Annotated in this window: 17 protein-coding genes; 6 read left to right on the forward strand and 11 right to left on the reverse strand. The window is 35.2% G+C overall.

Features of this window, described 5'->3' with window-relative positions; all coding sequences use genetic code 11:
• From GUB10_RS16165 to GUB10_RS12105, 6 genes are all read right to left on the reverse strand, one after another.
• On the reverse strand, positions 1 to 119 hold a 119-nt coding region (locus tag GUB10_RS16165; RefSeq protein WP_193711716.1), incomplete at its 3' end, for a twin-arginine translocation signal domain-containing protein.
• Positions 120 to 231: 112 nt separating this feature from the next.
• The gene (locus tag GUB10_RS12085; protein WP_193711717.1) at positions 232 to 1,773 is read right to left on the reverse strand and encodes a RagB/SusD family nutrient uptake outer membrane protein; all 1,542 of its coding nucleotides are present in this window, start codon (positions 1,771 to 1,773) and stop codon (positions 232 to 234) included.
• A gap of 10 nt (positions 1,774 to 1,783) precedes the next feature.
• Positions 1,784 to 5,134, reverse strand: a complete 3,351-nt coding sequence (locus GUB10_RS12090) for a TonB-dependent receptor (protein ID WP_193711718.1) — start codon at positions 5,132 to 5,134, stop codon at positions 1,784 to 1,786.
• A gap of 165 nt (positions 5,135 to 5,299) precedes the next feature.
• Positions 5,300 to 6,340 carry a FecR family protein gene (locus tag GUB10_RS12095; RefSeq protein WP_193711719.1) on the reverse strand — a complete coding sequence of 347 codons (1,041 nt, stop codon included), beginning with the start codon at positions 6,338 to 6,340 and terminating at the stop codon, positions 5,300 to 5,302.
• 145 nt (positions 6,341 to 6,485) lie between these two features.
• Positions 6,486 to 7,223: an RNA polymerase sigma factor gene (locus GUB10_RS12100; RefSeq protein WP_193711720.1), complete on the reverse strand. Its 738-nt coding sequence runs from the start codon at positions 7,221 to 7,223 to the stop codon at positions 6,486 to 6,488.
• 426 nt (positions 7,224 to 7,649) lie between these two features.
• Positions 7,650 to 9,227, reverse strand: a complete 1,578-nt coding sequence (locus GUB10_RS12105) for a calcineurin-like phosphoesterase family protein (RefSeq protein ID WP_193711721.1) — start codon at positions 9,225 to 9,227, stop codon at positions 7,650 to 7,652.
• A gap of 386 nt (positions 9,228 to 9,613) precedes the next feature.
• On the opposite strand from GUB10_RS12105, the gene GUB10_RS12110 reads away from it, so the two are divergent.
• The 5 genes from GUB10_RS12110 to GUB10_RS12130 all read left to right on the forward strand — a co-directional run bounded on the left by GUB10_RS12110 (position 9,614) and on the right by GUB10_RS12130 (position 15,918).
• Entirely contained in the window at positions 9,614 to 11,257 is a 1,644-nt protein-coding gene (locus GUB10_RS12110; RefSeq protein ID WP_193711722.1) for a glycerol-3-phosphate dehydrogenase/oxidase, read from the forward strand.
• A gap of 2 nt (positions 11,258 to 11,259) precedes the next feature.
• The gene (gene glpK, locus GUB10_RS12115; protein WP_193711723.1) at positions 11,260 to 12,750 is read left to right on the forward strand and encodes a glycerol kinase GlpK; all 1,491 of its coding nucleotides are present in this window, start codon (positions 11,260 to 11,262) and stop codon (positions 12,748 to 12,750) included.
• A gap of 6 nt (positions 12,751 to 12,756) precedes the next feature.
• On the forward strand, positions 12,757 to 13,491 hold the full coding sequence (locus GUB10_RS12120; protein ID WP_193711724.1) for an MIP/aquaporin family protein: 735 nt from the start codon (positions 12,757 to 12,759) through the stop codon (positions 13,489 to 13,491).
• Between the two features lie 15 nt (positions 13,492 to 13,506).
• Positions 13,507 to 15,144 (forward strand): alkaline phosphatase PafA, encoded by a 1,638-nt coding sequence (pafA, locus tag GUB10_RS12125; protein ID WP_193711725.1) that lies wholly within the window; start codon positions 13,507 to 13,509, stop codon positions 15,142 to 15,144.
• 99 nt (positions 15,145 to 15,243) lie between these two features.
• Complete coding sequence (locus GUB10_RS12130) at positions 15,244 to 15,918, forward strand: GDSL-type esterase/lipase family protein (protein WP_193711726.1); 675 nt, start codon at positions 15,244 to 15,246, stop codon at positions 15,916 to 15,918.
• A gap of 84 nt (positions 15,919 to 16,002) precedes the next feature.
• Here the strand turns inward: GUB10_RS12130 and GUB10_RS12135 are convergent, their stop codons facing one another.
• The 4 genes from GUB10_RS12135 to GUB10_RS12150 form a co-directional block, all read right to left on the reverse strand.
• Entirely contained in the window at positions 16,003 to 16,929 is a 927-nt protein-coding gene (locus tag GUB10_RS12135; protein ID WP_193711727.1) for a glycerophosphodiester phosphodiesterase family protein, read from the reverse strand.
• Between the two features lie 371 nt (positions 16,930 to 17,300).
• Positions 17,301 to 19,058, reverse strand: coding sequence for a RagB/SusD family nutrient uptake outer membrane protein (locus GUB10_RS12140; protein ID WP_227740384.1), 1,758 nt, complete (start codon positions 19,056 to 19,058; stop codon positions 17,301 to 17,303).
• A 52-nt stretch (positions 19,059 to 19,110) separates the two neighbouring features.
• Positions 19,111 to 22,383 carry a TonB-dependent receptor gene (locus tag GUB10_RS12145; protein ID WP_193711728.1) on the reverse strand — a complete coding sequence of 1,091 codons (3,273 nt, stop codon included), beginning with the start codon at positions 22,381 to 22,383 and terminating at the stop codon, positions 19,111 to 19,113.
• A gap of 831 nt (positions 22,384 to 23,214) precedes the next feature.
• Positions 23,215 to 23,976 (reverse strand): DeoR/GlpR family DNA-binding transcription regulator, encoded by a 762-nt coding sequence (locus GUB10_RS12150; RefSeq protein WP_193711729.1) that lies wholly within the window; start codon positions 23,974 to 23,976, stop codon positions 23,215 to 23,217.
• A gap of 400 nt (positions 23,977 to 24,376) precedes the next feature.
• Here GUB10_RS12150 and GUB10_RS12155 point away from each other — a divergent pair, with 400 nt between their 5' ends.
• Positions 24,377 to 25,129, forward strand: a complete 753-nt coding sequence (locus GUB10_RS12155) for a VIT1/CCC1 transporter family protein (RefSeq protein WP_193711730.1) — start codon at positions 24,377 to 24,379, stop codon at positions 25,127 to 25,129.
• Between the two features lie 156 nt (positions 25,130 to 25,285).
• Here the strand turns inward: GUB10_RS12155 and GUB10_RS12160 are convergent, their stop codons facing one another.
• A complete protein-coding gene (locus GUB10_RS12160) occupies positions 25,286 to 25,744 on the reverse strand; it encodes a DUF423 domain-containing protein (protein ID WP_193711731.1) in 459 nt (152 codons plus the stop codon).
• Positions 25,745 to 25,913 lie beyond the last annotated feature (169 nt).

Genomic DNA, 25,913 nt, shown 5'->3' on the forward strand with positions numbered 1-25,913 from the left:
GCAGCTCTATTCAATAAATTTACTTCTTTCGCTTCTGCAGCAAAACTGGACGGGATTACGGCCGCAGTTGCGCCCACTATTCCTAAATTCTTAATAAAGGAACGTCTGTTATTTTTCATACTATATAAATTTTAAAACTATAAAACACTTAAAAAAGTAGACCGTTATACGTATAGAATATATAACGGCCTATTTTAAGTCATATAAACTCTTTTAGTGATTACTTCAAGTTTAGTAACCTGGGTTCTGTTCAAGATTCGGGTTTAAAGAAAGTTCACTATCAGGAAGAGGAAGATATTGATCTTCTTCTAGATTATAACCATCTTCAAATTTAACTTCAATTAGTTCATTAGAACCTCCCCTTACTTCTAAAGGATAAATTTTATTTCCAATTTCCCACCTCTTTATGTCAGACCAATACAATCCTTCCAATGCAAATTCAATCCTTCTTTCGTGTCTTAACAATTCTCTAGCTTCCGTAAAATCTAAATTCGCATTAAGCGAATACATATTGACATCATTTCTTTCAGTTCTTATTCTATTGATCAATTCTATAGCCTTAGGGATATTTTTTTCTTCGCCTTCAATCAATGCTTCGGCTTTTGAAAGTAGTATATCAGCATACCGTAAGACTATAAAATTCAGTGGAGATTGGGTAGGTACTATTTGTTTATCCTCAATGGTATACTTTCTAATACCATAACCTACCTTTTGCCCTGTATGATTCTGAATTTCATCTGGATATAGTTGATCCTGAAAATATGCTCCTGGTCTTAAAATTGTAAAGTCAAGTCGTGGATCTCGGTTTTCAAATGGTTTATCTGGATTTATATTTGTACCATCAATCGTCTCATACGCATCAACTAAATCCTGAATGGGTGCTACAGAATTAGAACCGGAAACACCGTTTTCTAAATTCTGAGGTTGCCAGTATCTATCAAAAATACTGCCCTGGGAAAATGGGCCATCCATAAACTGTACATCAAAAATAACTTCTTCGTTATTTTCATTATCCAGATGAAATAACCCCTCATAACTTGGAAATAAATCATATTCTCCTAAGGCAATTACTTTATCGGCATATTCAATAACCTGCTCCCATTCACTCTGATATAAAAAAGCACGCATTTTCATACCTAAAGCTGCTCCTAAAGTGGCCCTGCCTTTAACTTCTGCATTAGTTGGAAGTAAGGATATTGCCATATCATAGTCTGAATGAACCTGATTCCAACTTTCTTCTTTAGTTGATCTACTAAGTGTCCTTGCTTCCTCAACCGATATTGGCTCTAAAATTAACGGCACACCTCCATAAGTATTTACCAATAATGAATAAAAAACACCTCTAAGAAAGTATGCTTCACCTTTCATGGTTTCCTTATCCTTTACATCCATATCTACCCTATCTATATTGGCTAGAAATGAATTTACACGGTTAATCCCCCTATATGCATCAGTCCATCTTCCAGCAACTATGCCTCCATCACTTGGCTGTATAGTACCGTTTCCAACCTGCATATGCTTACCTTCCCAATGAGCCCATTGGAATGCATTGGGACTCATGGCATCTTCTCCTCCTCCATATCCATAAATATACCTATCCTGTAATACATTATAAATACCATATAGAGCCATCACCGCATCATCTTCATTTTGCCAAAAATTTTCCTGTACTATTCTATCATCTGGCAGTACACTAACAAAATCATCTGTACAAGAACTCATTACACTCAAGAATAGTAAAATTTGAATATATTTAAACTTCAAGATTTTCATCTGTAATATTTTAAAAGTTAATATTTAGTCCAATTGTCATAATTCGGGGGGCTGGATAAACATAGCCTCCAGAGTCAAAGGTGCTCCTTTCCGGATCAAAACCTTCATAATCATTATTAACAAAAGTATATACGTTAGACATATTCATATATGCCGTGGCCGATTTCAAGCCTAAATCATCCATAATAGATTTAGATACATCATAACTAAGTTGTATATTCTTAATCTTTAAATAAGAAAGATCACTCACCCAAAAAGATGACTGTCTTCTATTCCAGGTATCATTTACTTTAATACTAGGCAGCGAAGAACTGGGACTATCTTCAGTCCACGCATTTCTCCATCTTTTAGTAATTGAACCACCTGAGATTCCAAGTGGTTCCGTCCAGGCATTTTGAGTATAAGACGAAACATCAGCGATACCTTGCGCTACCATATTAATACTCCAGTTTTTGTAGGAAGTTCCTAAACTTAAACCATAAGTAATCTTAGGGACCGTATTTCCCATTACTTTCTTATCACGATAATCTATCTTTTGATCTCCATTTAAATCATCATATTTCAAATCTCCCGGTTTAGGTTGATAACTGTTTTGAGGGATATGTTCGGCAATTTCCTGTTCAGATTGATAAACCCCTATTGCATTTAAGCCATATAAAGTGTTATAGGAAAAACCTTCTCTAATTAGGTATAATTGATCAGGAGAATCATCTAAGAATCTTTCTACCTTATTCTCTATAAATGAAACATTACCACCAATATTATAAGTCCAATCTTTCTCATAGGTATGAGACTGATAGTTCACCAGGAGCTCTACTCCTTCATTTCTCATTTCCCCAATATTTTGGATGGGAGAAGAAACACCACCAAGAATTAATGGAACAGGAAGGCGCACTAAAATATCTTCTGTCAATTTGTTAAAGTAATCGGCTTCAAAGCTAATTCTATTGTCAAGGAAGGTCGCTTCTAAACCAATGTCTATTGATTTAGTAGTTTCCCATGAAATATCCCTATCCACTAATTCAGTAATAGCGGTACCTGGTACAAATTGATTTTGAAAATTATAACTGGTTCCATTACTCTGTGTAACTGTAGTCAAATAAGGGTAATTACCAGCAATTAAGTTAATATTTTGATTCCCCAGCTCTCCCCAGGATGCTCTAAGCTTCAACCTATCAATACTAGTAATATTAAAAAAGTCCTCCTTACTGATATTCCATCCCGCTGAGAACGAAGGGAACACGCCCCATTTATTTCCTTTTCTAAATCGTGAAGAAGCATCGGCCCTTAAATTGGCCTCAAACAAATATTTCTGATCAAAATTATAATTAATTCTACCAAAGTAAGAAAGCATTTTCCATTCTGTTCGGTTACCATTGGCGATCGCATTTGAAGTAGCGGCATCAACTTGATGTATTCCTTCTTTAGGAGGGTCAGATTTTTGCGCACCTGTAGTTTTAATCTCATTTGATTCTACTTGCATTCCCAAAATGGACGAAAAATTATGAACCTCATTATATGTCTTGTCAAAATTAATTGTATTAAAATTCACCCAATAGAACTCATTACTATTATTTCTTTGATTTGTAATAGTTTGTTCGTAATCCAGAGGTAAAGTTCTAAATCCATCTTCAGTATAGGCATAGTTCAACTCATTATATCTGTCAGTTATCCCATTTGTGACTTGACCATTAATCGTAGAGTTAAATTTTAAATATGGAGACAAGCTCACCTCCACTTTACCACTAACGTTCAGATAGTTAACAACATTCAAGGTTTTACCATTAAATAAGTCTGGAAATGGGTTTCGAGTATCGACTATTGGTTTTCCAGCATTCTCACCTTGCTCATAAATAGCTTGAGTAGCTCCAAATTCACCATTACTGTTATACGGTGAACTAAAAGGATGACCATTCATCGTTAAATATAACGCACGTGAAATTTCATCATAAGGACTTTCGTACTTTTTTCTACTTGCCTGAACATTACCCTCTACTTTTAACCAATCCTTAACTTGATTGGAAAGTGACAGGTTTATGCCGTATTTTTCTGAATTCGTATTTCTAACTATACCTTCCTGGTCTCTAAAATTAAAGGATAAATAGTAATTACTTTTTTCAGAGCCTCCACGAATTGATACATTATGCTCTGTGATAGGTGATGTTCTAAAAATCTCTTCCAGATAATTTGTATTTGGGTATCTATATTGATCATCACCGGTACGAAACCCCTCGATAACATCTTGTGGAAATAAGGGATCTCCTCCAGAATTGGTGACAGCAATATTCCATATGTCCATATATTCAGCACTGTTAGTAATTAAATCATATTTTCTTCCTATCTGCTGTAAACCGAAATATCCGTTATAACTAATTTGAGCCTCTCCCCCAGTGCCTTGCTTTGTTTTAACCAAAACAACTCCATTAGCAGCTCTACTTCCATAAATTGCAGCAGAGGCTGCATCTTTTAATACTGTTATTGATTCAATATCATTTGGATTAATTTCAGAGAGTTTTCCTTCTACCCCATTAATAAGCACTAGAGGACTGGAATTATTTAAAGTACCTATCCCCCTAATTCTTATAGTTGAAGCATCTTCCCCGGGTAATCCCGAATTTTGACTCACCCATACACCTGACATTTTCCCCGAAAGGGCTTGAGATGCATCTGTTACTGGCCGGTTCTCAATGGTTTCGTCAAAATCCATTGAAGATAGTGCCCCAGTAAGATTTTCTCTCTTCTGAGTTCCATACCCAACTACTACCACTTCATCTAATGCCGCAGCGTCCTCTTCTAACACGATATCGATTTCGCTACGGTTGTTTACCTGAATTTCCTTTGCGGCATAACCTATATAGCTAACTTTTAAAACAGCATCTTTAGGTACATCTATAGAATAATTCCCGTCAAAATCTGTCATTACGCCATTAGAAGTTCCTATTTCCAAAATATTCGCAGCCGGAACAGGCATTCCGGTTTTAGCCTCCGTAACAGTACCGGTAACTGTAAGGGTTTCTTGTTGATTTTCGCTATTTATATTGGGTAACCTATTAGATTTTTGTGCTAGTTTTTTTACAACCACTTGTTTATCTGAGATTTTATAATCAAGACTGGTATTGCTAAAAGCACTTTTTAAAATGTTTTCCAGGGAAGCCTTTTTTAAGCTCACAGAAATCCGTAAATTCTCTTGTAAGATATCATCTTTGTAAAAAAACACAAATTCGGTGTTAGCCTGAATTTCTTCAAAAAATTCAATTAGGTTTGCATCCTTAAGGGCAATATCTATTTTAGTCTGGCTGTAGGAAGAATTAGCATAAGAGGAACCAAGCCCCAATCCTATTAGGATTAATAGTACACGCATAATTTTTACTAAGTTTCGTGTAAAGTTATTTAAATCAAAACATGACCTAAATCTTTCATTTTTATTCATAATTTTGTTTTTCGTTAGTTTATTTTATTCTACATAAGTAAGTTAACTGACCTGGCCATAAGATGTTGGCGCATCTTATGGCTTTCTTTGTTATTTTCATTCCATATTTTCCAGTTTATTAATTGTTATTAATCCGTTTTCTTTAATCTTATAATTAAAGTTGGTTGCATTCTGCAAGGTTTTTAATACTCCTTCTACCGAATCTTTTAAATCTAAGTAGCCCGAGAAAGTTTCGCTTTCCATATACTGCTCCTGAAACTCAATATCCACATTATAGTACCTTCCTAATTTTCCCATGATATGTTTCAGGCTATTATTCTTAAATATTAAAACACCTTCTCTCCAGGAAAAATAATTTTCTACCTCTACATTTTTGGTATTCACCTTTGGGCTGGCCTTATTATACACAGCCATGGTACCCGGTGTAATTTTTGTTTTTTCCTCTGATTTAAAAAAAGAATCTGATTTATAGCTAATTTCTACACTTCCACTTTTAAGCACCGTTTTAATATCTTTATCCTCAGGATAATTACTAACATTAAAGACGGTACCTAGCACTTCAATGGTATGCCCTTTAGATAGTACTTTAAAAGGATGTTTTGCATTATGTGCAACATCAAAAATTGCTTCTCCTATTAAAAACACCTCTCTGTTCTTAGCTTTAAAAGTAGCGGGGTAAATCAGTTTCGAGCCAGAATTTAACCAAACCATTGTTCCATCTGATAATTTTATTTTAGATCGTTTACCATAGGGAACTATTAGGGTATTAAACTCATTGGAATTATCTAAAGCAACTTCCTGTTTTTTCCCCAAAGAGTCAGCTATATTTATTTCCCGTCCTCCAGTTTGATAAGCAATACTTGAATTATTACTTTGTATTACCACCTTTTTATTTCCACTTAAAAATAACTGTACATCTTGTTTGCTTTCACTTTCTATACTTATGTCTCCTGAAGATTCCGCAAATTTTGCAATAGAGGATTCTGAGAGATTGTATTTATAAAAGCCTAAATTAACTATTAGCAATATAGACGCTGCTATTGATATGCTATAAAACAATCTTTTCCTTCTTGTTTTATAGGCATAAGCAGATGTAATAATTCTGGCTCTTAATTCTTTTTTTTCTTTCTCGTTCATTAAAATGAAATTAATCTGACTTTCAATTAATAAGGTTTTAGCCAGAATATTAGACAGTATTCTTTCCTATAAGAAAAGTAAATAGAGGCCTATATATACATAAGCATCATACTTATAATATATAGACAAAATTTTTAAATTTTTTTTAAATAAATATACCTGAGACAGTTAAAAAAAGTGAAAGGCAATGCTTTTTAAGTACTAATATTGCACGGTAGACCAATGTTCTGGAGGTTGCAATACTAATATTCATAGTATTGGCAATTTCATTATACGGCTTGTTTTCAGTAAATCTTAAATGTAATGCTTTTTGTTGCCTCTTTGTAAGAAATGTTAAGGCCAATTTTAATTTATCTTTTTTTTCTTTTGAATACTCCCCTTCAATGATTTTCTCTTCATAAGATAATTCAGTTGCCACTGTTTTTTTCTCAAAAAAGGAGTCTTGTAAATTTATACACTTTTTGGAAGACTGTTTTCTATATACTTTTCGCTTCAGCGATCTCAACAAATAATACTTAACATTAGAAGGAGAGGCTATACTGTTACGATATTTATATAAATCGACAAAAAGATCATGAATAGCGTCCATAACGCGAATTTTGTCTTGAACCTTTTCCATTCCATATAGAAATAACTCATCTACATAAAGGTCGTACAACTGCCCTAAAGCGTCCATATCTCCTCTCTTGATCTTTTCCCAGAATAAAAAAGCTAAGTCTTCTACCTTTTCTGGGTTAACGCTCGAGCTTACCCCTGAAGAGTGTTTACAGTCTATAACACGGCGAGATTTTTTCGTCTCTCTACTATTAAAATCATTTAAATACACACTGAAATGCTCATCAACTTCATCCTTAAATATCCTCTTTCCTTCAATGTATTCCATTTTTAATTTAATCCTTTAATTATTAAAAATCTTAAGAATAGTATAATCTGTCCAACAAAGAATATTTAATGATTTCAAGTAGTAACTAATTCTGGTCTCGACTTTAAAAAAAACAATAAAATTAATTACAGAAAACAAAAAATTGAACCGACCGAAATTAACAATTATTTCTATATTACCAAATTATCAATCGTAACCATATTTTTATATAATGTAAATTATTTTCAAGATAAATTAACATTTTTTCACAACAATAGCCCCGAAACCACAAGAAATAAGCTAACGTAAATATATTTAGAAATAGCTATTAAGGATACAGTGTTCTTAAAGAAAAAATGATAGATTCTAAAAATAAAAAACTTAATAATTTCAGAATCTTATGATCTGAAATTATTAAGTTTACTCAAAAAAAATTTTTAATATTTATTATTTTTTATCAGAAACAACTTTATATTCGTGGGTCTCAGTAAATATTCTCCCAAACATATCTTCAACTCTTACTTCTATGGTATGTACTCCCTCGGCCAATTTTGTTGGTATCTTACCACGCCAAAGATGTTTGCTCTTTACAGGATTTGAAGGACGCCTACCTGAAAAAAGCTCTTCGGTTAAATCCCATTCGTAAACCATAGCTACATACGTGGGATCATATTCTTCCACATACTTCATCCTAGACCATTTTCCATCATCAACCCGGTATTCTACTTTATCATTTTCGCTTCCCATAAAATAATTAACAAAAATCCCCGCTTTGGTATTTTTATCTTTGGCCACCACTTTGGGAGAAAATATTTGCATTCTATAATCTTCCGACTCTCCTGCCACCTGATAATCTATAGTATATTTATTCTCCTCAAAATTTATAATCGCATAACCTTTGGGTGTACCATCACGCATAGTTGAAATTGGAACACCTTTATCGTTTAATTTTCCAGAATACCAGTCTCCACTGGTTGTTCCTACATTAAAATGATGGTGAGGCTTTTCTCCTAACCAACCATCTTCTTTTTTAAAATAATCCTGTCTTTGAATGTGGGTGTGGGCCGAGAGAGAAAGGGTATTTGGAAAATCTTTAAGTATTTCAAAAAGCCGCTGCCTATCTTCATCTCTAAAAACATCGCCTTTGGGCTCACTAAAAGGTATGTGTACCGAAATAACAATTAAATGATCTTTAGGAACGTGTTTTAAATCATTTTCAATAAAATTAAGCTGATCTTCCCTAAAGCCACCCCAATATCCTTTATTATCTCGTGGATCTGGATACAGTATATCGTCTAATACAATAAAATGAACCTTTCCATAATTAAAAGCATAATTAGGAGGTCCAAAATACTTTTCAAAGGTTTCATCACTATCCTCATCCCTGTCTACATCAAAGTTTAGGTCATGATTACCTATAACATTATACCAGGGCAAATCCAGCTTACTTACAGCATTGATGTAAGGATCAAATAAATCTAAATCATCTCCTACAAGGTCACCCAATGAAATACCAAATACTATATTTTTATTTCTCTTCACCTCCGAGATTAATCCCTTTTCAAAATAAGCCACCTGAGCTTCATTGTACATTTGCGGATCACCAAATATCAATGCCGAAAAATTTTCCTTTTCTTTTTCATTCTTAATCAAAGGGAAATTCAACTCTTGTGGCAAATCACCTGTAACTTCCACTCCGGCATATCGCAAATTAGGCGAGCCTTTAGGTTTATGGTTGTAGTAAAATAGTGGTAAGTTATTTTCATCTACCGGATAATTATATCCAGAAGGTTTTATCACAGAGATAATAAAATCGTTAGATGCCGGTAACTTATATTCACCTTTTTCGTTGGTTAGCACCACATCCTCCCCATTGGTTACAGACACATTTGGAATTCCTGATTCATTTGAATCTAACTTTCCATTCCGGTTTTTATCCTCAAAGATCTTTCCGGTAGCATTTTGAGCAGCCAGAAATCCCGGAATGGTTAATAGTAAACAAGTAATAAGTTTTATTTTTTTCATATTAAAATATTTTGGAGGTGTAAATTTCAGTTTTAAACTTATTCCTATTGTTTATAGAACGTGATTAAAAGGTTATATCTTTAAAAGCCACTTCCGATCACTCAATAGAAAAGGTAACTTTCGGCATCCCTGAAACGATTTCAAAAAGCCTTTTCAGCCATTCTTTTTTCAACCACTTTTACTTTAACGCTAAAACAAATGAAAAAAATAACCTTAAAGCTTCCGTAGAATATCTTTTCAGATTAATATCTATTATCAACCTTAACTTTCATCAAATAAACAAACAAAATAATTTAAAATCAAAAATAAGTATAAAAAATTACTTTTTGTTTGTTTTAGTTTCTTTTTGATAATATATTTGAAACAGAATTTTAGTCAAACAAAGAATGAAAAAGACAAATACCTGTGAGAATTCAGAGAATAATTCTTTTAAAAGAGACCACATACTTTCTAAACTAAGCCCTTCTACAACCTGGGATGTTATAATTATTGGTGGCGGGGCTACAGGTCTTGGCACTGCTCTCGACGCAAGTTCCAGAGGTTTAAAAACATTACTTTTAGAGCAAGCAGACTTTGCAAACGGAACTTCCAGCAGAAGCACCAAACTGGTACATGGCGGTGTAAGATATCTTGCACAAGGAAATTTGGGTTTGGTTATGGACGCATTAAAAGAAAGGGGCCTTATGATTAAAAATGCTCCTCATCTAGTAAAAATGCTTCCATTTATAATTCCAAGCTATAAAGCCTGGGATAAATATTACTATGGAATTGGACTAAAAATTTATGATTGGATGGCAAAAAGCCTAAGGTTTCAGAAAACCAAGTTCCTAAGTAGAGAGGAAACTTTACTTCATTTACCAAATTTAAATACAGAAAGCCTTAATGGAGGGGTACTTTATTTCGACGGCCAGTTTGATGACACACGTCTAGCTATAAATTTAGCGCAAAGCGCCGCAGAGCAGGGAGCAGACCTTCTGAATTATTTTGAAGTAACCGCACTATCTAAGGATGAAGATAAAAAAATTACCGGTGTAAAAGCAAAAGATATCGAAACCGGTAATTCATATAATCTCAAATCGAAAGTCGTTATCAATGCAACGGGGGTTTTTGTGGATAATATTCTTAAAATGAACGATTCTTCAAAAACCCCATTAGTTAAAGCAAGCCAGGGAATTCACCTTGTTCTTGATAAATCTTTTATGAAGAGTGATCACGCCCTTATGATCCCCTCCACTTCAGATGGCAGGGTATTATTTGCTCTTCCCTGGCATGAACATCTTCTTGTAGGAACTACTGATACCCCGGTAGAGCACCATCTTCTTGAGCCTAGTGCTCTTGATAGTGAAATAGATTTTATTCTAAACAACCTTGAAGAATATCTTGCAAAAAAGCCATCAAAGAAAGATATTTTAAGTGTATTTGCAGGTCTTAGACCATTGGTACAGCCCAGTAAAGACAAAGGCACAAAAGAAATCTCCCGAGATCATAAATTAACCGTTTCCAGATCTAAGCTTGTTACCATTACAGGTGGCAAATGGACTACTTATCGTAAAATGGCTGAAGATACCGTAGATTTAGCCATTGAAACTGGAAATTTAAAAAACACACCCAGCAAAACAGATCATTTAAAAATACATGGTGCTACCCGGAAGGTAACTGGAAATTATTTAGATATTTACGGAAGTGATGCAGAATTAATAATGAAATTAGCCAAAGATGAACCAAAATTACAAGAACGACTTCACCCGGAATTTCCAGTTATAAAAGCAGAGGTAGTTTGGGCTGCCAGAAAAGAAATGGCAAGGACTATCGAAGATTTTTTAGCCAGAAGAACTCGATTATTATTTTTGAATGCCAGGGCGGCTATTGATGCTGCAGAAGAAACAGCTAAAATCATGGCTGATGTTTTAGGGAGAGATACATCCTGGATAGATCATCAAACAAAAAACTTCATTAAAATGGCACAAAAATACCTGCCCGAACCCTATAATCCAGTAAAACCAAAATCTAAAGAAATAGAAACCAAGTAAATATGAAAAAACATATATTATCATTTGACCAGGGTACCACAAGCTCCAGGGCAATAGTATTTAACGAGCATGGGGATCCAATTTCCGTTGCGCAAAAAGAGTTTAAACAAATCTTTCCCAAACCAGGCTGGGTAGAACATGATCCCGATGAGATTTGGTCATCACAAATTAGCGTTGCAGCCGAAGTTGTTTCTAAGGCTAAATTAAAATCAGATGATATTCATGCAATAGGGATAACCAACCAAAGGGAAACCACCGTAGTTTGGGATCGTGAAACCGGAGCCCCCATATATAATGCTATTGTATGGCAAGATAGAAGAACTTCAGATTACTGCGATGCTTTAAAAATTGAAGGTCACGAAGCCATGGTACAACAAAAAACAGGCTTGGTATTAGATGCTTACTTCCTGGCAACCAAAGTTAGGTGGATACTCGAAAACGTTGTAGGCGCGAAAGAAAAAGCAAAAGCCGGCAAATTGGCATTGGGTACTGTTGATTCGTGGCTTGTTTGGAATTTAACCAATGGTAAAGATCACCTAACCGATGTAACCAATGCATCAAGAACCTTACTTTTTAATATTCACACCTTAGACTGGGATGAAGAGTTATTGGAGTTATTTGAAATCCCAAAAAGCATGCTTCCCAAAGTTTGTGATTCCAGTGGTAAACTTTCTGAGACCTCCGGAGAAATTTTTTCAAAAAAAATTCCTATCACCGGTATTGCCGGAGATCAACACGCCGCCCTATTTGGCCAAATGTGTACCGAAAAAGGAATGGCAAAAAATACGTATGGTACCGGATGTTTTTTATTAATGAATATTGGTGACCAGCCCATAATTTCAAAAAATAAATTAATAACTACCATCGCCTGGAAAATAGGTGATAAAGTAAATTATGCTTTTGAGGGAAGTATTTTTATTGCGGGAGCGGTTGTACAATGGTTACGTGATGGCATGGGATTGATTTCTTCGGCTGCAGATATTGAAGCATTGGCTGAACAGGTAGAAACTACAGACGGGCTTTATCTTGTACCTGCTTTTGCAGGTTTGGGTGCACCACACTGGAATCAACACGCACGTGGCACTATTGTAGGAATTACCAGAGGAAGCAACCAAAGCCATATTGCAAGAGCCTCATTAGAAAGCATAGCTTATCAAACTTATGATGTTGTAAAAGCTATGGAAGCCGATAGCGAAATTAAAATTAAAGAATTAAGAGTAGATGGAGGAGCCACTGTAAATTCACTTTTAATGCAAATTCAAGCTGATATTTTGAGTACTCGCATTTTACGACCTGAAACTACAGAAACTACTGCATTGGGTGCTGCGTATTTAGCAGGTTTAGGAGCTGGAATATGGAAGGATATTGAAGAGATTAAATCTAAGTGGAAAGTTATGGAGAGTTTTAATCCGAATGATAAAATTCCTGTTCAGGAAATGCTTAATGGTTGGCAACGAGCTGTAAAAACTACTAATTGTTGGTCTAAAAATTAAAGTATTATGAATGAATTTACGGCTGAATTTATTGGCACCATGTTCTTAATATTAATGGGAAATGGCGTGGTAGCCAACGTGGTTTTAAAAGGAACCAAAGGAAATGATAGCGGCTGGATAGTTATTACTACCGGTTGGGCACTGGCCGTCTTTACGGGCGTTGTAATTGCTGCGCCCTATAGTGGGGCGCATATTAATCCGGCAGTTACACTAGGCTTAGCTATAGCCGGCGAGTTTCCCTGGGAGAAAGTCCCAATATTTATTGGAGCCCAAATGCTGGGAGCAATGGCCGGGAGCTTTTTGGTGTGGGCTATTTATAGGCAACACTTTAATTGTACCACCAATTCCAACCTTCACCTGGCAGCATTTAGTACAGCCCCGGCAATACGGAATAAGTTTTCAAATCTATTGAGTGAAATCATTGGAACTTTCACTCTAATATTTGTAATATTCTATGTCACAAATCCTGTAATGGGAAATGAAAGTGAGACCCCAATAGGTATGGGGTCACTGGGAGCAATCCCGGTAGCCTTTTTGGTGTGGGCTATTGGCCTTTCTTTAGGCGGCACCACGGGCTATGCTATTAATCCAGCAAGAGATTTAGGACCGAGAATAGTTCATTCTCTGGTACCTATAAAAAATAAATGCAAAAGTGACTGGAACTACTCCTGGATTCCCATTATTGGGCCTGTAATTGGTGCCTCCATAGCAGCAATAGCATACCTTTTCTTAAATAATTAAATAAAACCGCTCTAGATGAAAGCTAAGTATCTTTTAATTTTTTGCCTCCTATTTATAACAAAAAATTATGCCCAACAACAAAATAACATCCAAAAACCTAAACTGGTAGTAGGAATCGTAGTAGACCAAATGCGATACGATTACCTTACGAGGTTTTGGGAACGATTTGAAGAAAACGGCTTTAAGCGACTAGTTAGCGAAGGCTATAATTTTAAAAATCACCATTTTAATTACGTTCCCACCTATACAGGACCGGGGCATGCTTCTGTGTGGACCGGAACTACCCCAATGAACCATGGTATTATTGGTAATAATTGGTTCGACAAAGTAAAAGGTGAATCTGTATACTGTACCGATGATGCCTCGGTTACTCCTATTGGAACTAATTCTGATGCAGGAAAAATGTCTCCGGTCTTACTTAAAACTACCACAATAGCCGATCAAAACAGGCTGCATACCCAAATGAAGGGAAAAACAATTGGGGTGGCCTTAAAAGATCGTGGCTCTATTTTGCCCGCCGGCCACACTGCAAATGCTGCTTATTGGTTTTCTGGAGGAAAGGAAGGGCGTTTCATTACAAGTTCTTTCTATAGAGATGATTTGCCAAAATGGGTTCGTGATTTCAATGATTCAGGGAAAGTTAAATCTTACCTAAAAGAATGGAATACACTTTATGATATAGAAACTTATACTGAAAGTGGAATAGACGAAAACAATTTTGAAGCCGGGTTTAAAGGCAAAGAAAAAGCGACCTTTCCATATAATTTAAAAGCCTTAAGTAGCAAGAATGGAAACTTTGGTATCATAAGCGCTACTCCTTTTGGTAACGATCTAACCACCGATTTTGCACTGGCTGCAATAAAAGGAGAAAAACTTGGCGAAGACGAAATTACTGATTTTTTAACCTTAAGCTTTTCCAGTACAGACTATGTTGGCCATAATTTTGGGGTAAACTCTAAAGAAATTGAAGACACTTATCTACGCCTGGATAAAAACATAGCAGAGATATTGAATTTTCTGGACAAGAATATAGGCAAAGGAGCATACACTATATTCCTTACTGCCGACCACGGCGCGGTGAATGTACCTTCCTATTTACAATCGGTTAAAATTCCCGGGGGATATTTTAATGATTTAAAATTTACACAAGCTCTAAAAAAACATGTTTTTAGTGAATTTGGCAAAGACAATTTAATTCAGGATGTCTCTAATGGACAGGTATTTTTTAATTATAAAAAACTTAAAGAAGCCAATATTAGCAGTGAAGAATTACAAAATTCTGTAGCCTTGTTTTGTATTCAGCAAGAGCAAATTGATAAAGTTATAACACGCAAACAGCTTTTAGGTGCAAACTTTAGCAGTGGTATTAGGGAGTTAATTCAAAATGGTTTTAATCAGAAACGCAGCGGGGATGTGGTTTTTGTTTTGAATCCTGCGACTATTGTATACCCCAAAACCGGTTCTACTCATGGTAGTGGTCTTACTTACGACACCCACGCCCCTCTTATCTTTTTTGGTGCAGGTGTAAAACAAGGAAGTACCACAGAACGTTCTGAAATCCCAGACATTGCACCAACGGTAGCTAGTATTTTAGGTATTGCCTTTCCCAACGGAACTAGCGGTAGACCTTTGCACAAAATGCTAGATCAATAAATACACACTAACTGGCATCTTTAAAAAATATTAGATTTAGCAAAGTCCCAGGCATAGGTTAAAGACTAAAATAAATATGTAAATTTTAAAATATAGAAAATGAAATTTAGAAATTTTTCATTTGCAATCCTTCTACTTACAACCACGGCAATGGTTTCCCAAAATATTAGTATTGATAGTTTACACAGACCCAGAAATTATCATATTCAGGTAAATCAATTTGAAAGCTACCCAAATTCTAAAGAAGATATAATATTTTTAGGCAACAGCATTACTGCCGGAACCAGTTGGAGTGAACTGTTAGGACTACCCAATGCGAAAAATCGTGGCATCTCGGGTGATACTACCTTTGGTATTTTGGAGAGATTGGATGAAGTTATAGAAGGAGAACCTGCAAAGGTTTTTATCCTTATTGGCATAAATGATATTGCAAGAAATTATCCAGATGAGATAATTGTTTCCAACTATGAAAAAATAATAGATAGAATAAAAAATGGAAGCCCCGAAACAGAGGTATTTATTCAAAGTATTTTACCTGTAAATAATACATTTACACGATATAAGAACCATTACAACAAAGATGAACATATACTGGCTATTAACAAGGAGTTAGAAAAATTAGCGCAAACTTATAATGTTAACTTTATTGATCTTCATCCTCACTTTCTGGATGAAGAAGACCGCTTAAGCAAAAAATTTACTGAAGAAGGTTTACACTTAAACGCCACCGCTTATAAAACCTGGGCACAAATTCTTCAAGACTACTTGAATTAAGAATATAATCCAACGGTATTTCAAATTAAAAAAGAGAGGACTATATCCTCTCTTTTTTAATCTCACCGGGTAATTTGGCTAAAACTATATTTTATTCAATACCCTTTCAGGGTAATCTGTAATAATACCATCAACCTCTAATTCCAACATTCTTTTTATATCTTTTTCTTCATTTACGGTCCAGGGAATCAATTCCATATTTTGCTCTTTAATAGAATCTACCACCAAATTACTTTTAAGCAGCTTATGGCTAGGACTGTAGATATCTGGAGTAAAACCCAGTTTCTTTAAATTCTTATCTACCCCTTCTTTAGACACTAAATAAGCAAGTTCAACATCTGGATACTTCTCATTTAAAATTTTTAGAACATTTACATCAAACGATTGTAGATTAACCTTATTCTTTATATTTTTTTCTTCCAGTAAATTCATTACCAGGTCTACAAATTCATTTGGATTAGGCTGATAAATCCCGTAATTCTTTTTAGAAGATTTAATTTCAATATTATATTTAACCTCATCAAGATTATTAGATTTAATATAATTTTCTACTGTATCTATTACCTCACTTAATAAAGGTTTATAACTCTTTTGAAGCTTTTGATCTGGAAATAAGCGGTTTTTTCTGGAGCCGCTATCAAACTCTTTAATACTATCATAATCCATTTTATAAAGATTATAATCCTTCTCATCTTCTTTAGCTATACTATCTCCTTCTGGAGTCAACATATATAAAGCTAACATAATAGGTTCGTGAGAAACAACAATCTTCTTATCCTTAGAAACCACAACATCCAATTCCAGAACATCAGCACCCTTTTTCACCGCACTTAGAAAAGCGGGAATAGAATTTTCAGGGAAATTTCCTCGGTCTCCCCTATGTCCTTGAACTTCTACATCTAATTGGGAAATTTCATCTTTAGAATGCTCATTTTTATTAGTTTCATTTTTGTTCTTACAACTCAAGGAAGATATAAGAAATAAGCATAACAGTAATTTAGTAATTTTCATTTTTTATTGAAATTTTGATTAATATTCATCAGCTAGATCAATTAGCCGGTTAATAAGATTAATACATTAATATGGCCACATTAAGAGAAGTTTAAAAGCAATCTTTTTAATTATAATAATTGGTGATTTCTGGAGCTATTGCCACTTTAGCCTAGAAATAAAAAACATCTGTTAAGACCTAACAAATTAAACCTGCCGTAGTAATTACGGCAGGTTTTGCTAATCAATCCTTAGACCAATCACCTATTCAAATATTTTATTGGTACCGCCAAAGGGTATAATATCCCTAAGCTTGCCACTAAATTAAAAATTTGTTTCCAACCAAGGCTTCGTGAGCTTGCCTCAGTTTACTCTTTTTTAACCTTTCTCAATTACCAGCCGGGATTTTGCTCTAAATTATCATTAAGCTCCAAATCTTCAAGTGGCAGCGGGTAGAAATAATCCCTATTTTCGTCAAAATTACCACCTTCAAATAAAAGCATGTTCCCGTAGTCACCTTCGGTTAAGGGCCTTTCATTGATATTCACCATAGTGCTCACTTCATCTGGTGCACCAGAAGTGTCCCCATCGTGTACATATACATCAAACTTACCATCATTATTAAAATCATGGGCACCTAATTCTGCGAAGTAAATCCCTTCTATTGGAGCTTCAATTTTTTGGCCTTCTTTCCACCTCATAAGGTCGTCCCAACGAAGTCCTTCATTTACCATTTCCACTCTTCGTTCGCGACGTATTTCCAGGATTACTCCTTTATTAGGTCCTTCAATATTTTCATAAAGGCTTTCCTGGTATGAATCTGGATTTGCATTGGCTTCAGCCATATTCAAATGAGGTAAACCTACGCGATCCCTTAACTTGTTTATGGAAATATCTAAATCTCCCTGTGTCAATGTTCCCAGTTCTGCTCTAGCTTCAGCATAGATTAGCAAAGCTTCGGCGTAACGAAATAGTATCACGTCGTTAAATGATCCGCCAGATCCCCATTGCGGTCCTTTTGGTGGTAATGCTTTTATTATACGATAACCCGTTCTGGTAATATCTAAATTTACAGGCTCACGTTCTTCAGAACCATAGGTAGCAAAGTTAGGACCTGCAGTGGTTTGTGTCAATCTGGGGTCACGATTCTGCATTTCTTCATAAAACTCCATTGTTTCATAACCTGGTTGATCTGTAAATGAAGAACCATCGGTCATCAAATAACTATTCACTAAATCTTTTGCTAAGCCCCATCTTCCCTGGGTTGGTGCCGTCATTCTATAAGCCAGGTCATGAGTTCTTAATCCAAACTCATAATCTACTGCCAAAATGGTTTCAGTCGTATTCTGATCTTCCATAGCGAAAAGATCTAAATATGCCCTATCTGTACCACCGCTGGTATAAAGCTCATAGGCTCCTGAATCCATTAGCTCTTTAGCTGCTGAAGCTGCACCTTCCAGGAATCTTTCATAGTCGTCTATCCCATGATACTTTCTAAATGTACCTTCATAAAGTCCAATCCTGGCCTTTAAAATAAGTGCAGTATATTTAGTTATACGATTTAATTCCTTTTCTGCCGGAATATTTTCAATAGCATAATCAATATCAGCTATAATAGAATCCATTACCAACTGTCGTGAATCCCTACCTTTGGTCAATAGCTCTTCGTCGTCCTGATTTATAACTTCACCGTACCATGGCACTGCTCCAAATCGTTGTACTTTTTCGAAGTAAAAGTAAGCTCTAAAAAACTTTGCTATTCCCGAATATTTTGCCGTAGCCTGTGCATCATCTACCCTATTATAATTCTCCAGGAAATAATTAATTCTTCTTAGGTGCCCCCAGGACCAGCCTCCGCTCCCCCTATCGGTTGGCACCCTTCGTGTTCCTCTTAACCTATCCCCGGCACTTACACCTAAAATATTATCGGAATCTGAATCGTCCATATACACCGATTTTGTTGGCAAAACACCATATAAATCATTGGTGTAAGCTTCAAGATCAGCACCTGTATTAAAAAACTCATCCGAAGTTATGGCATCCCCAGGTGGCTGGTCCAATATATCAGCATCACAGCTTATCAATAGAAGAGAAAAAGCCAATAATGACGATACACGAATCATTTTTTTCTGTATATCTTTTGTTTTCATTTTGAATATTGTTGATTTATATATTTTGATAACCTTTTATTATTAAAGAAGCTTATAGGTTTACTTGCAAGCCCGCCGAAAATGTTTTGCCCATAGGGTACAATTGCGTGTTCGTTGCCGATCTTCCGCTAACACTATTTGGGTTTGAATAACTTACATGGCTTCCTACCTCTTCAGGATCAAGATATTTTGTTAAACCTCCAAAACTCCAGGTAAAGATATTCTCTCCACTAAGAAAAACTCTTAACCTTTTTATATTCACCTTTTTGGTTAAAGTAGGAGGAATAGTATACCCAAGGGTAAGGTTTTTAATTCTTAAGTACCCAATATTGGTTAAAAAGTGATCATTATAATTATACGACATACGTCCAGAACTTAAAGCACTATAGGCTCTTTGTCTCTGAGGAAATATTCTATTAGGATCGTTAGGGTGCGCCGGATCCCAAACTTTATTTAAAAGATCTTTTCTAATAAATGATGTATATGGCCTGTGGAAAGTTGCCCAATACAATGGGCCGTTGGGGTACCAATCTTGTTTTGCAACCCCCTGCCCAATAACAGTAAGATCAAAATTTTTCCAGGAAGCATTTATATTAAACCCAAAAGGAAATTGTGGCATAGAATTTCCAATTGGCACTAAGTCTCCGTGATCTTCAAGCGTATTATTACCGTTATCTATACTACCATCTCCATCAACATCTACATATTTAAGATCTCCTCCCCTTAACAGGTTCCAGTCACTATTTGAGCCATAATCAAGTATTCCCCTATACACCCTAAAAAGGTTGTCTCTTCCATATTCACTTTGAAAAGCTGCAGCTTCCTCATCTGATTGGAATTGACCGTCTATGCGATACCCCCATATTTCACCCACTTCCTGACCTTCATAAAAAGTACTCAGCAAGCCGTTTGGATTATCAAATTTTGTTATTTCTGCCCGGTTATTTGATACATTCGCACTCGCACTAAGGGATAACTCTGAACCTAAAACAGTAAATTCATCATTATACCCTACAGTTACCTCAAAACCTCTGTTTCGCATTGCTGCATAATTCCTTCTTGGTTCTGATGCACCAAATACCGCAGGCAAGGGTTGACCGGGCAAGTACATATCTTCTGTATTACGCTCGTACACTTCAAGAGAGGTTGTTAATTTATCCCTTAAAAAGCCCATATTAAGACCAACATTTGTTGAAGTTATCTTCTCCCATCCAATATTGGCCGGCAGTGGTGATGGCACCCTTGCATAGTTGTTTTGTTCACCATTAAATAACCAGGAAGTTCTACCCATTCCTATGAGTTGTCTAAAGGTATTCACACCAACACTCTGGTTTCCAAGCTTACCATAAGAGGCCTTTAATTTTAAAGAAGAAATTACACTTTCTATTGAAGGTGTCCAGAAGTCTTCCTTGTCAATTATCCAACCTCCGGCAATAGATGGAAATAGTCCCCACCTGTTTTCCTCAGGAAAACGTGAAGATCCATCATAACGGGCGTTAAGCTCCAAAAGGTATTTACCATCGTAATCATAATTAAATCGTCCAAAATATCCCTGAACGGCCCATTCTAATGTAGAGCCTTCCATATCTAACATTTCAGTACCAAAAGTAATATTAGCTTTATCTCTGGTAAGTAAATCCTCAATTCTCATCCCTACTCTATCCCTATCAAACTCTTCCTGATTAAAACCAAGCATTACTTTAAAGTTGTGCTTATCTGCAACTCTTTTGGTATAAGTACCATAAATATTTATCGCAGTGTAATAGTCTTTCCATCGATATTCATTTAGACGGTTTAAGCCTTCATCCTCTAACAACTCAAGTTTATCTCCAGACAGGTAACTAAATGGTTTATAAGAAAACGTCCTGTCTGTTCTGTCAATACTATAGTTATAATTCATATTAAGCACCAAACCTTCAAGAGGTTTAATTTCAGCACCCAGGGTATTTGTTTGATTTTCATACGTCCATTGTCGATGCGCTGCACCTTCCTTTAAGGCTCCTAAACGGCCTACATAACCATTTCCGGTACGTCCAACACTAACACCATAACCATCTACAAATGCCGGGTGATTAGGAAAAAGGTCACGCCATTTACTAACTCCAAATTCATCTCCCCAACCATTTTTTGTTCCTGCATATTGCTCGTCATACCTACTACTAAATCTACTCAATGCCGTTAACTCCAACCACTCATAAGGATTCGCACTTAATTTAAGCTGCAGGTTATATCGTTTCATTTCGGCATCCTGAATATTTTGAATTTTTTCCCTCTCATAAGTTCTACCCGAAATCACTCCTCTTAGCTTTTTAGACCCACCGGAAACCGAAATATTATTTATCTGGTGCGCTCTTCGGTCTTTAAATAGAATATCATAGAAATCGGTATTTCCGAAGAATTTATATGTACCGTCAGGCTGTTGCTCATAGAAGGGTTCTCGCTCCCCATTCCCTACCTGTTGTGCAATCTCCCAATCTTCATCTTCATAACAAACGTAACATCCACTATGATAAGACCCTATAGCTTCATCTGCCCATTTTGCATAAGTATATGGATTGGTAACAAAATCTGTTCTACTGGTATTTGTAGTAAATCCGAAGTTATTGGAATACTCTACATTAAACTCCCCTTCTTTTCCTGATTTAGTGGTTATTAAAACAACCCCAAAAGAACCCCTAGCCCCATATATGGCGGCTGCACCGGCATCTTTTAATACCGTAACGCTTGCAATATCATTTGGATTTATGTTTGCAAGGTCTCCTTCTATACCGTCAATTATAACAAGCGGAGATCCTCCATTAATAGAATTAAAACCACGAATATTGATACTGGGTGTTGATGAAGGATCACCACCTGCACCCGAGCGAACATTTAATCCCGGAACTGCTCCCTGTAAAGAACTGGCTATATCGGCAGAAGGTCGTGTTTCTATATTCCCCAGGTTTGCGGTACTTACCGAACCAACCAGGTTTTCTTCCTTTTGCGTACCATAACCTACAACTACCACCTCATCTAAGCTTTCTGAATCCTCTTCCAGAGTAATATTAAAATTGGTTTTAGCCCCAATGCTTACTTCTTTAGATTTATAACCTAAAAAGGAAAAAACCAAAACAGTATTATTGTTGTCTGAAACTGAAAGGGAAAATTCCCCATCAAAATCGGTAACCGCTCCTTTAGAGGTTCCCTTTTCCTGAACAGTAACCCCAGGTATTGGTATCCCTGTTTCGTCAGATACCAGACCTGAAATTGGTCTTTCCTGAGCTTGTATTAACCCAGACCCCAGAACTAAGGTTAATAACATAAACCCTTGTAAAATTTGTTTCATAATTTTTTAAATTAAATTTCATAATTAGGTTTGCAAATATTTTATTTAGTTTTCAATTCTTCTGCACCTTAAAATTGTCTTTCTATTAACTTTAGGTTAACTAATTCTTGTGTAACCCCTCGAATAAAGCGCGAAATCGATATAGCGACTAAAAAATATTTACAAACAAATCATTTATTCACATTAGATTAACAAAATCAAATGTAAAAAATAAAAACAAAAAACAACAATTTAAAACCTAAAAAAATATTTCATTTATTTTTATTTGTTATTTTTAATAGTGTTTTCGTATAAAAGTTATTAAAAAAATAGCAAGAAAAATCCTGAAATCCCTTAGAGATGGTACTTCTGTAGTACAGATTATTAAATACAAAACGAAACTAACTCCTTATAGTAGGGACCTTAAAGAGGAGGTATATTTTAAAGCTGACTGTTCTAATAGGTTATATTAGCTTTTGTTTTAAAAACTCAAATAGTGTTATAACCTTTATCTGTAAAGATGCTTTTAGAATCATATGAGAAAGCTTTTTAAAAATGGAAAGCTTTTAAATCATTATAAAGTTCATTAAACTAAATCAACAGAAAACACAAAAAGATATTTTCCAACAACTTAAAGCTAACCTTTATGTATAGTAGGGGTAAAAAACAGGTATAGTAGTAACCGTATCGCTCATACCTATCCCGAAGAAATTGTTTTATTGAGAAAGATAAAATTTTGTGTAAACCAAATTAGCTTAAAGCAAGTGCTTTAGTTATTTATTAGAGCTTTTGTTTAAATCTCAAGAAAAAACCGAACCATATTAGCTCGATAATGCCGTGCAGTAGTAATAATTATACGATGGTAATTTTTATTCCATGTTCCTCCAGTGCTTCCCTGGTAAATTTTGAAATTCCTGAATCTGTTATAATTTCATCTATACTATCAAAACCGCAAATTCTACCAAAACCACGTTTACCGAATTTAGTGGAATCAGCCAGTACAATAGTCTTTTGAGACACTTTAATCATTTCCCTATTAAGCCTGGCTTCCATCATATTGGCCGTGGTAAGACCAAATTCAAGATCAATACCATCTACCCCCAAAAACAATTTAGAGCAAGAAAAATCTGAAAGGTTATTTTCTGCATATAAACCGGTTACAGAAGAAGAACGTTTACGAAGAATTCCCCCTAATTGAATAACCTCTATTTCGATATGCTGATTTAATTCAAGAGCTACATTTAAAGCTGAAGTAATAACGGTAAGGTTTTCCAGGGGCTTTATATTCTTGGCTAAGGATAATACGGTAGTACCTGAAGCAATTAATATAGAGTCGTTGGCAGTAACCATTTTTGCAGCAACTTCACCAATGCCCATTTTTTCCGAAAGATGAATTTTCTCCTTTTCATTCACATGCCTATCGGTTGTATATGGATTGGTATGGGTCGCACCACCATGCATTCTATACAACAAACCCTTCTCTTCCAAAAACTTAAGATCTTTTCGAACCGTTACCGAAGAAACATCAAATTCATCACATAAATCCTGAACCTTGACTTGCCCGTCTTTAGTAATTTTTTCTATTATTATTTGATGTCTTTCTAATGTTCCCATGAAGTTTTATTATATAGCAGGATTAATAAAAGCAAAATACGATATTTTCATTGGACTCTCAAAACTGAAAAAAAATAATTATTCTTTTTTATCATCTGCTTACTCCCGCCCAGCCTAAGATTGCATTGATCACTCCTAATTCTTAATAAGAATATTTGGCTTAATTTACTTGGTAAGTTTCTTTAGGCTACTAATTACTATCTATTTAAAATCTTACAATAGCTCTTAATTGGTTTTACTCGAAAATACGTAAGTCCGTAAAGTTTTATATAATATATAGTATCGCAGACATTTTTATTGGTAAACAACTCGCTATAAAAACTTTAAATGATAAATTAGGAACCTTATTTTCGCTATTTTCTATTAACTTTAGCTTAAACAAAAGTTTGTAACATCCAGTATGCCATCAAAAGAACTACCTAAGAAAGATGAAAGCCTGCTTCATTCGCGGGGAAAAGCATTATTTATCAATAAAGAATATATTGGTGAATTTGTGTACGGTGGAATTGATGGTGCCATTACAACATTTGCGGTAGTAGCCGGGGCCGAAGGTGCCAGCCTGGGAATTTCAGTAGTAGTAATACTGGGATTAGCCAATTTAATTGCCGATGGCTTCTCCATGTCTGTAGGTAATTTTTTCTCTACAAAAGCAGAAAAAGACAACTTCGATAAACACCGGCAGGTAGAATACTGGGAGATTGAAAATCTTAGGGAAAAAGAAGTACAGGAAATTAGGGATATCTATAAAGAAAAGGGCTTTAAAGGAGAGCTATTAGAACAAGTGGTAGAAGTAATTACCTCTAATAAAGATATATGGGTAGATACTATGATGAAAGAAGAACTTGAAATGGTTCGAGGCGAAAAAACACCTTATAAAACAGCAGGAGTAACTTTTGCAAGTTTTCTAGCAGTAGGATCGGTTCCCCTACTTTCATATCTATTCATGAACACTAACTCTTCAAGCCTGGACTCTCAACTTTTCTTATACTCCTGCATTCTTACGGCTATTGCACTTTCTATTGTAGGTGCCCTTAAGAGTTTGGTGACTGAAAAGAATATGATTGTTGGTATTCTGGAAACCCTTTTACTTGGAGGAATTGCGGCATTTATTGCATATTATGTTGGAGATGTACTGGAAAAAATACTTTCATGATCTTTTAGAAGTAAATAAATTTTTCTAAGTATAAAAGGTGAGTACCATTTTCTGAGAAATCATTATAGTCAAACCTGATTCGTTTCTAAGATTGGACATATTTACAGCTTACTTTTAAAATCACTTCATTTCCACTCCAAACCAACCAACTTAAAACTATAACAAATTACATATCAAATCTTTATACTCCTGTATATTTCTTTCGTATTTTTTCTGCAATCTAAGCCATAAGAATACGCCAATTGCTAAAGTAATAATTGCCAATACGTACATAGCAATATCATTACTCCCTAAAAAAATAGCTATTACAAAACTTAAAGCTAAAAGCAGGTGTACAAATATTACAAACTTCCACAATAAGTGCTGGCTAAAAGAGATATTTACATTGGTTTCCCCTTTTCCTTCTGCATTAGATAAGCTTCCTTTTACGACCACGTTATTATGATAAAGAATATACCAGGCATAAAGAAGCCGTTTACGAATTTTAAAAGATATTAAGTCATTTTGGTTGTTTTTAATAGTAAACACAAACCCATTGGCAGCACCGAGAGAAGCTTCCAAATTCTTACTTATTTCGCTAGGCTTACACTTTACTTTAAAACTCCAGTTTTTCATATTTTATATTTGAAGGAATGTTACATTCCGCAACAAAATCTGCTAATGTATAGCTAAATGTAGTACTTTTTTCCGATGTTACCTGGTTTCACCTACTAATTTTAAAATGGGCTATTTAGCATGCTCGTTTTACTCGATAATCGAGATTTATCCCCATAGTTATCGAAAT

It is taken from the genome of Salegentibacter sp. BLCTC (assembly GCF_015143665.1).
GTDB lineage: Bacteria > Bacteroidota > Bacteroidia > Flavobacteriales > Flavobacteriaceae > Salegentibacter > Salegentibacter maritimus.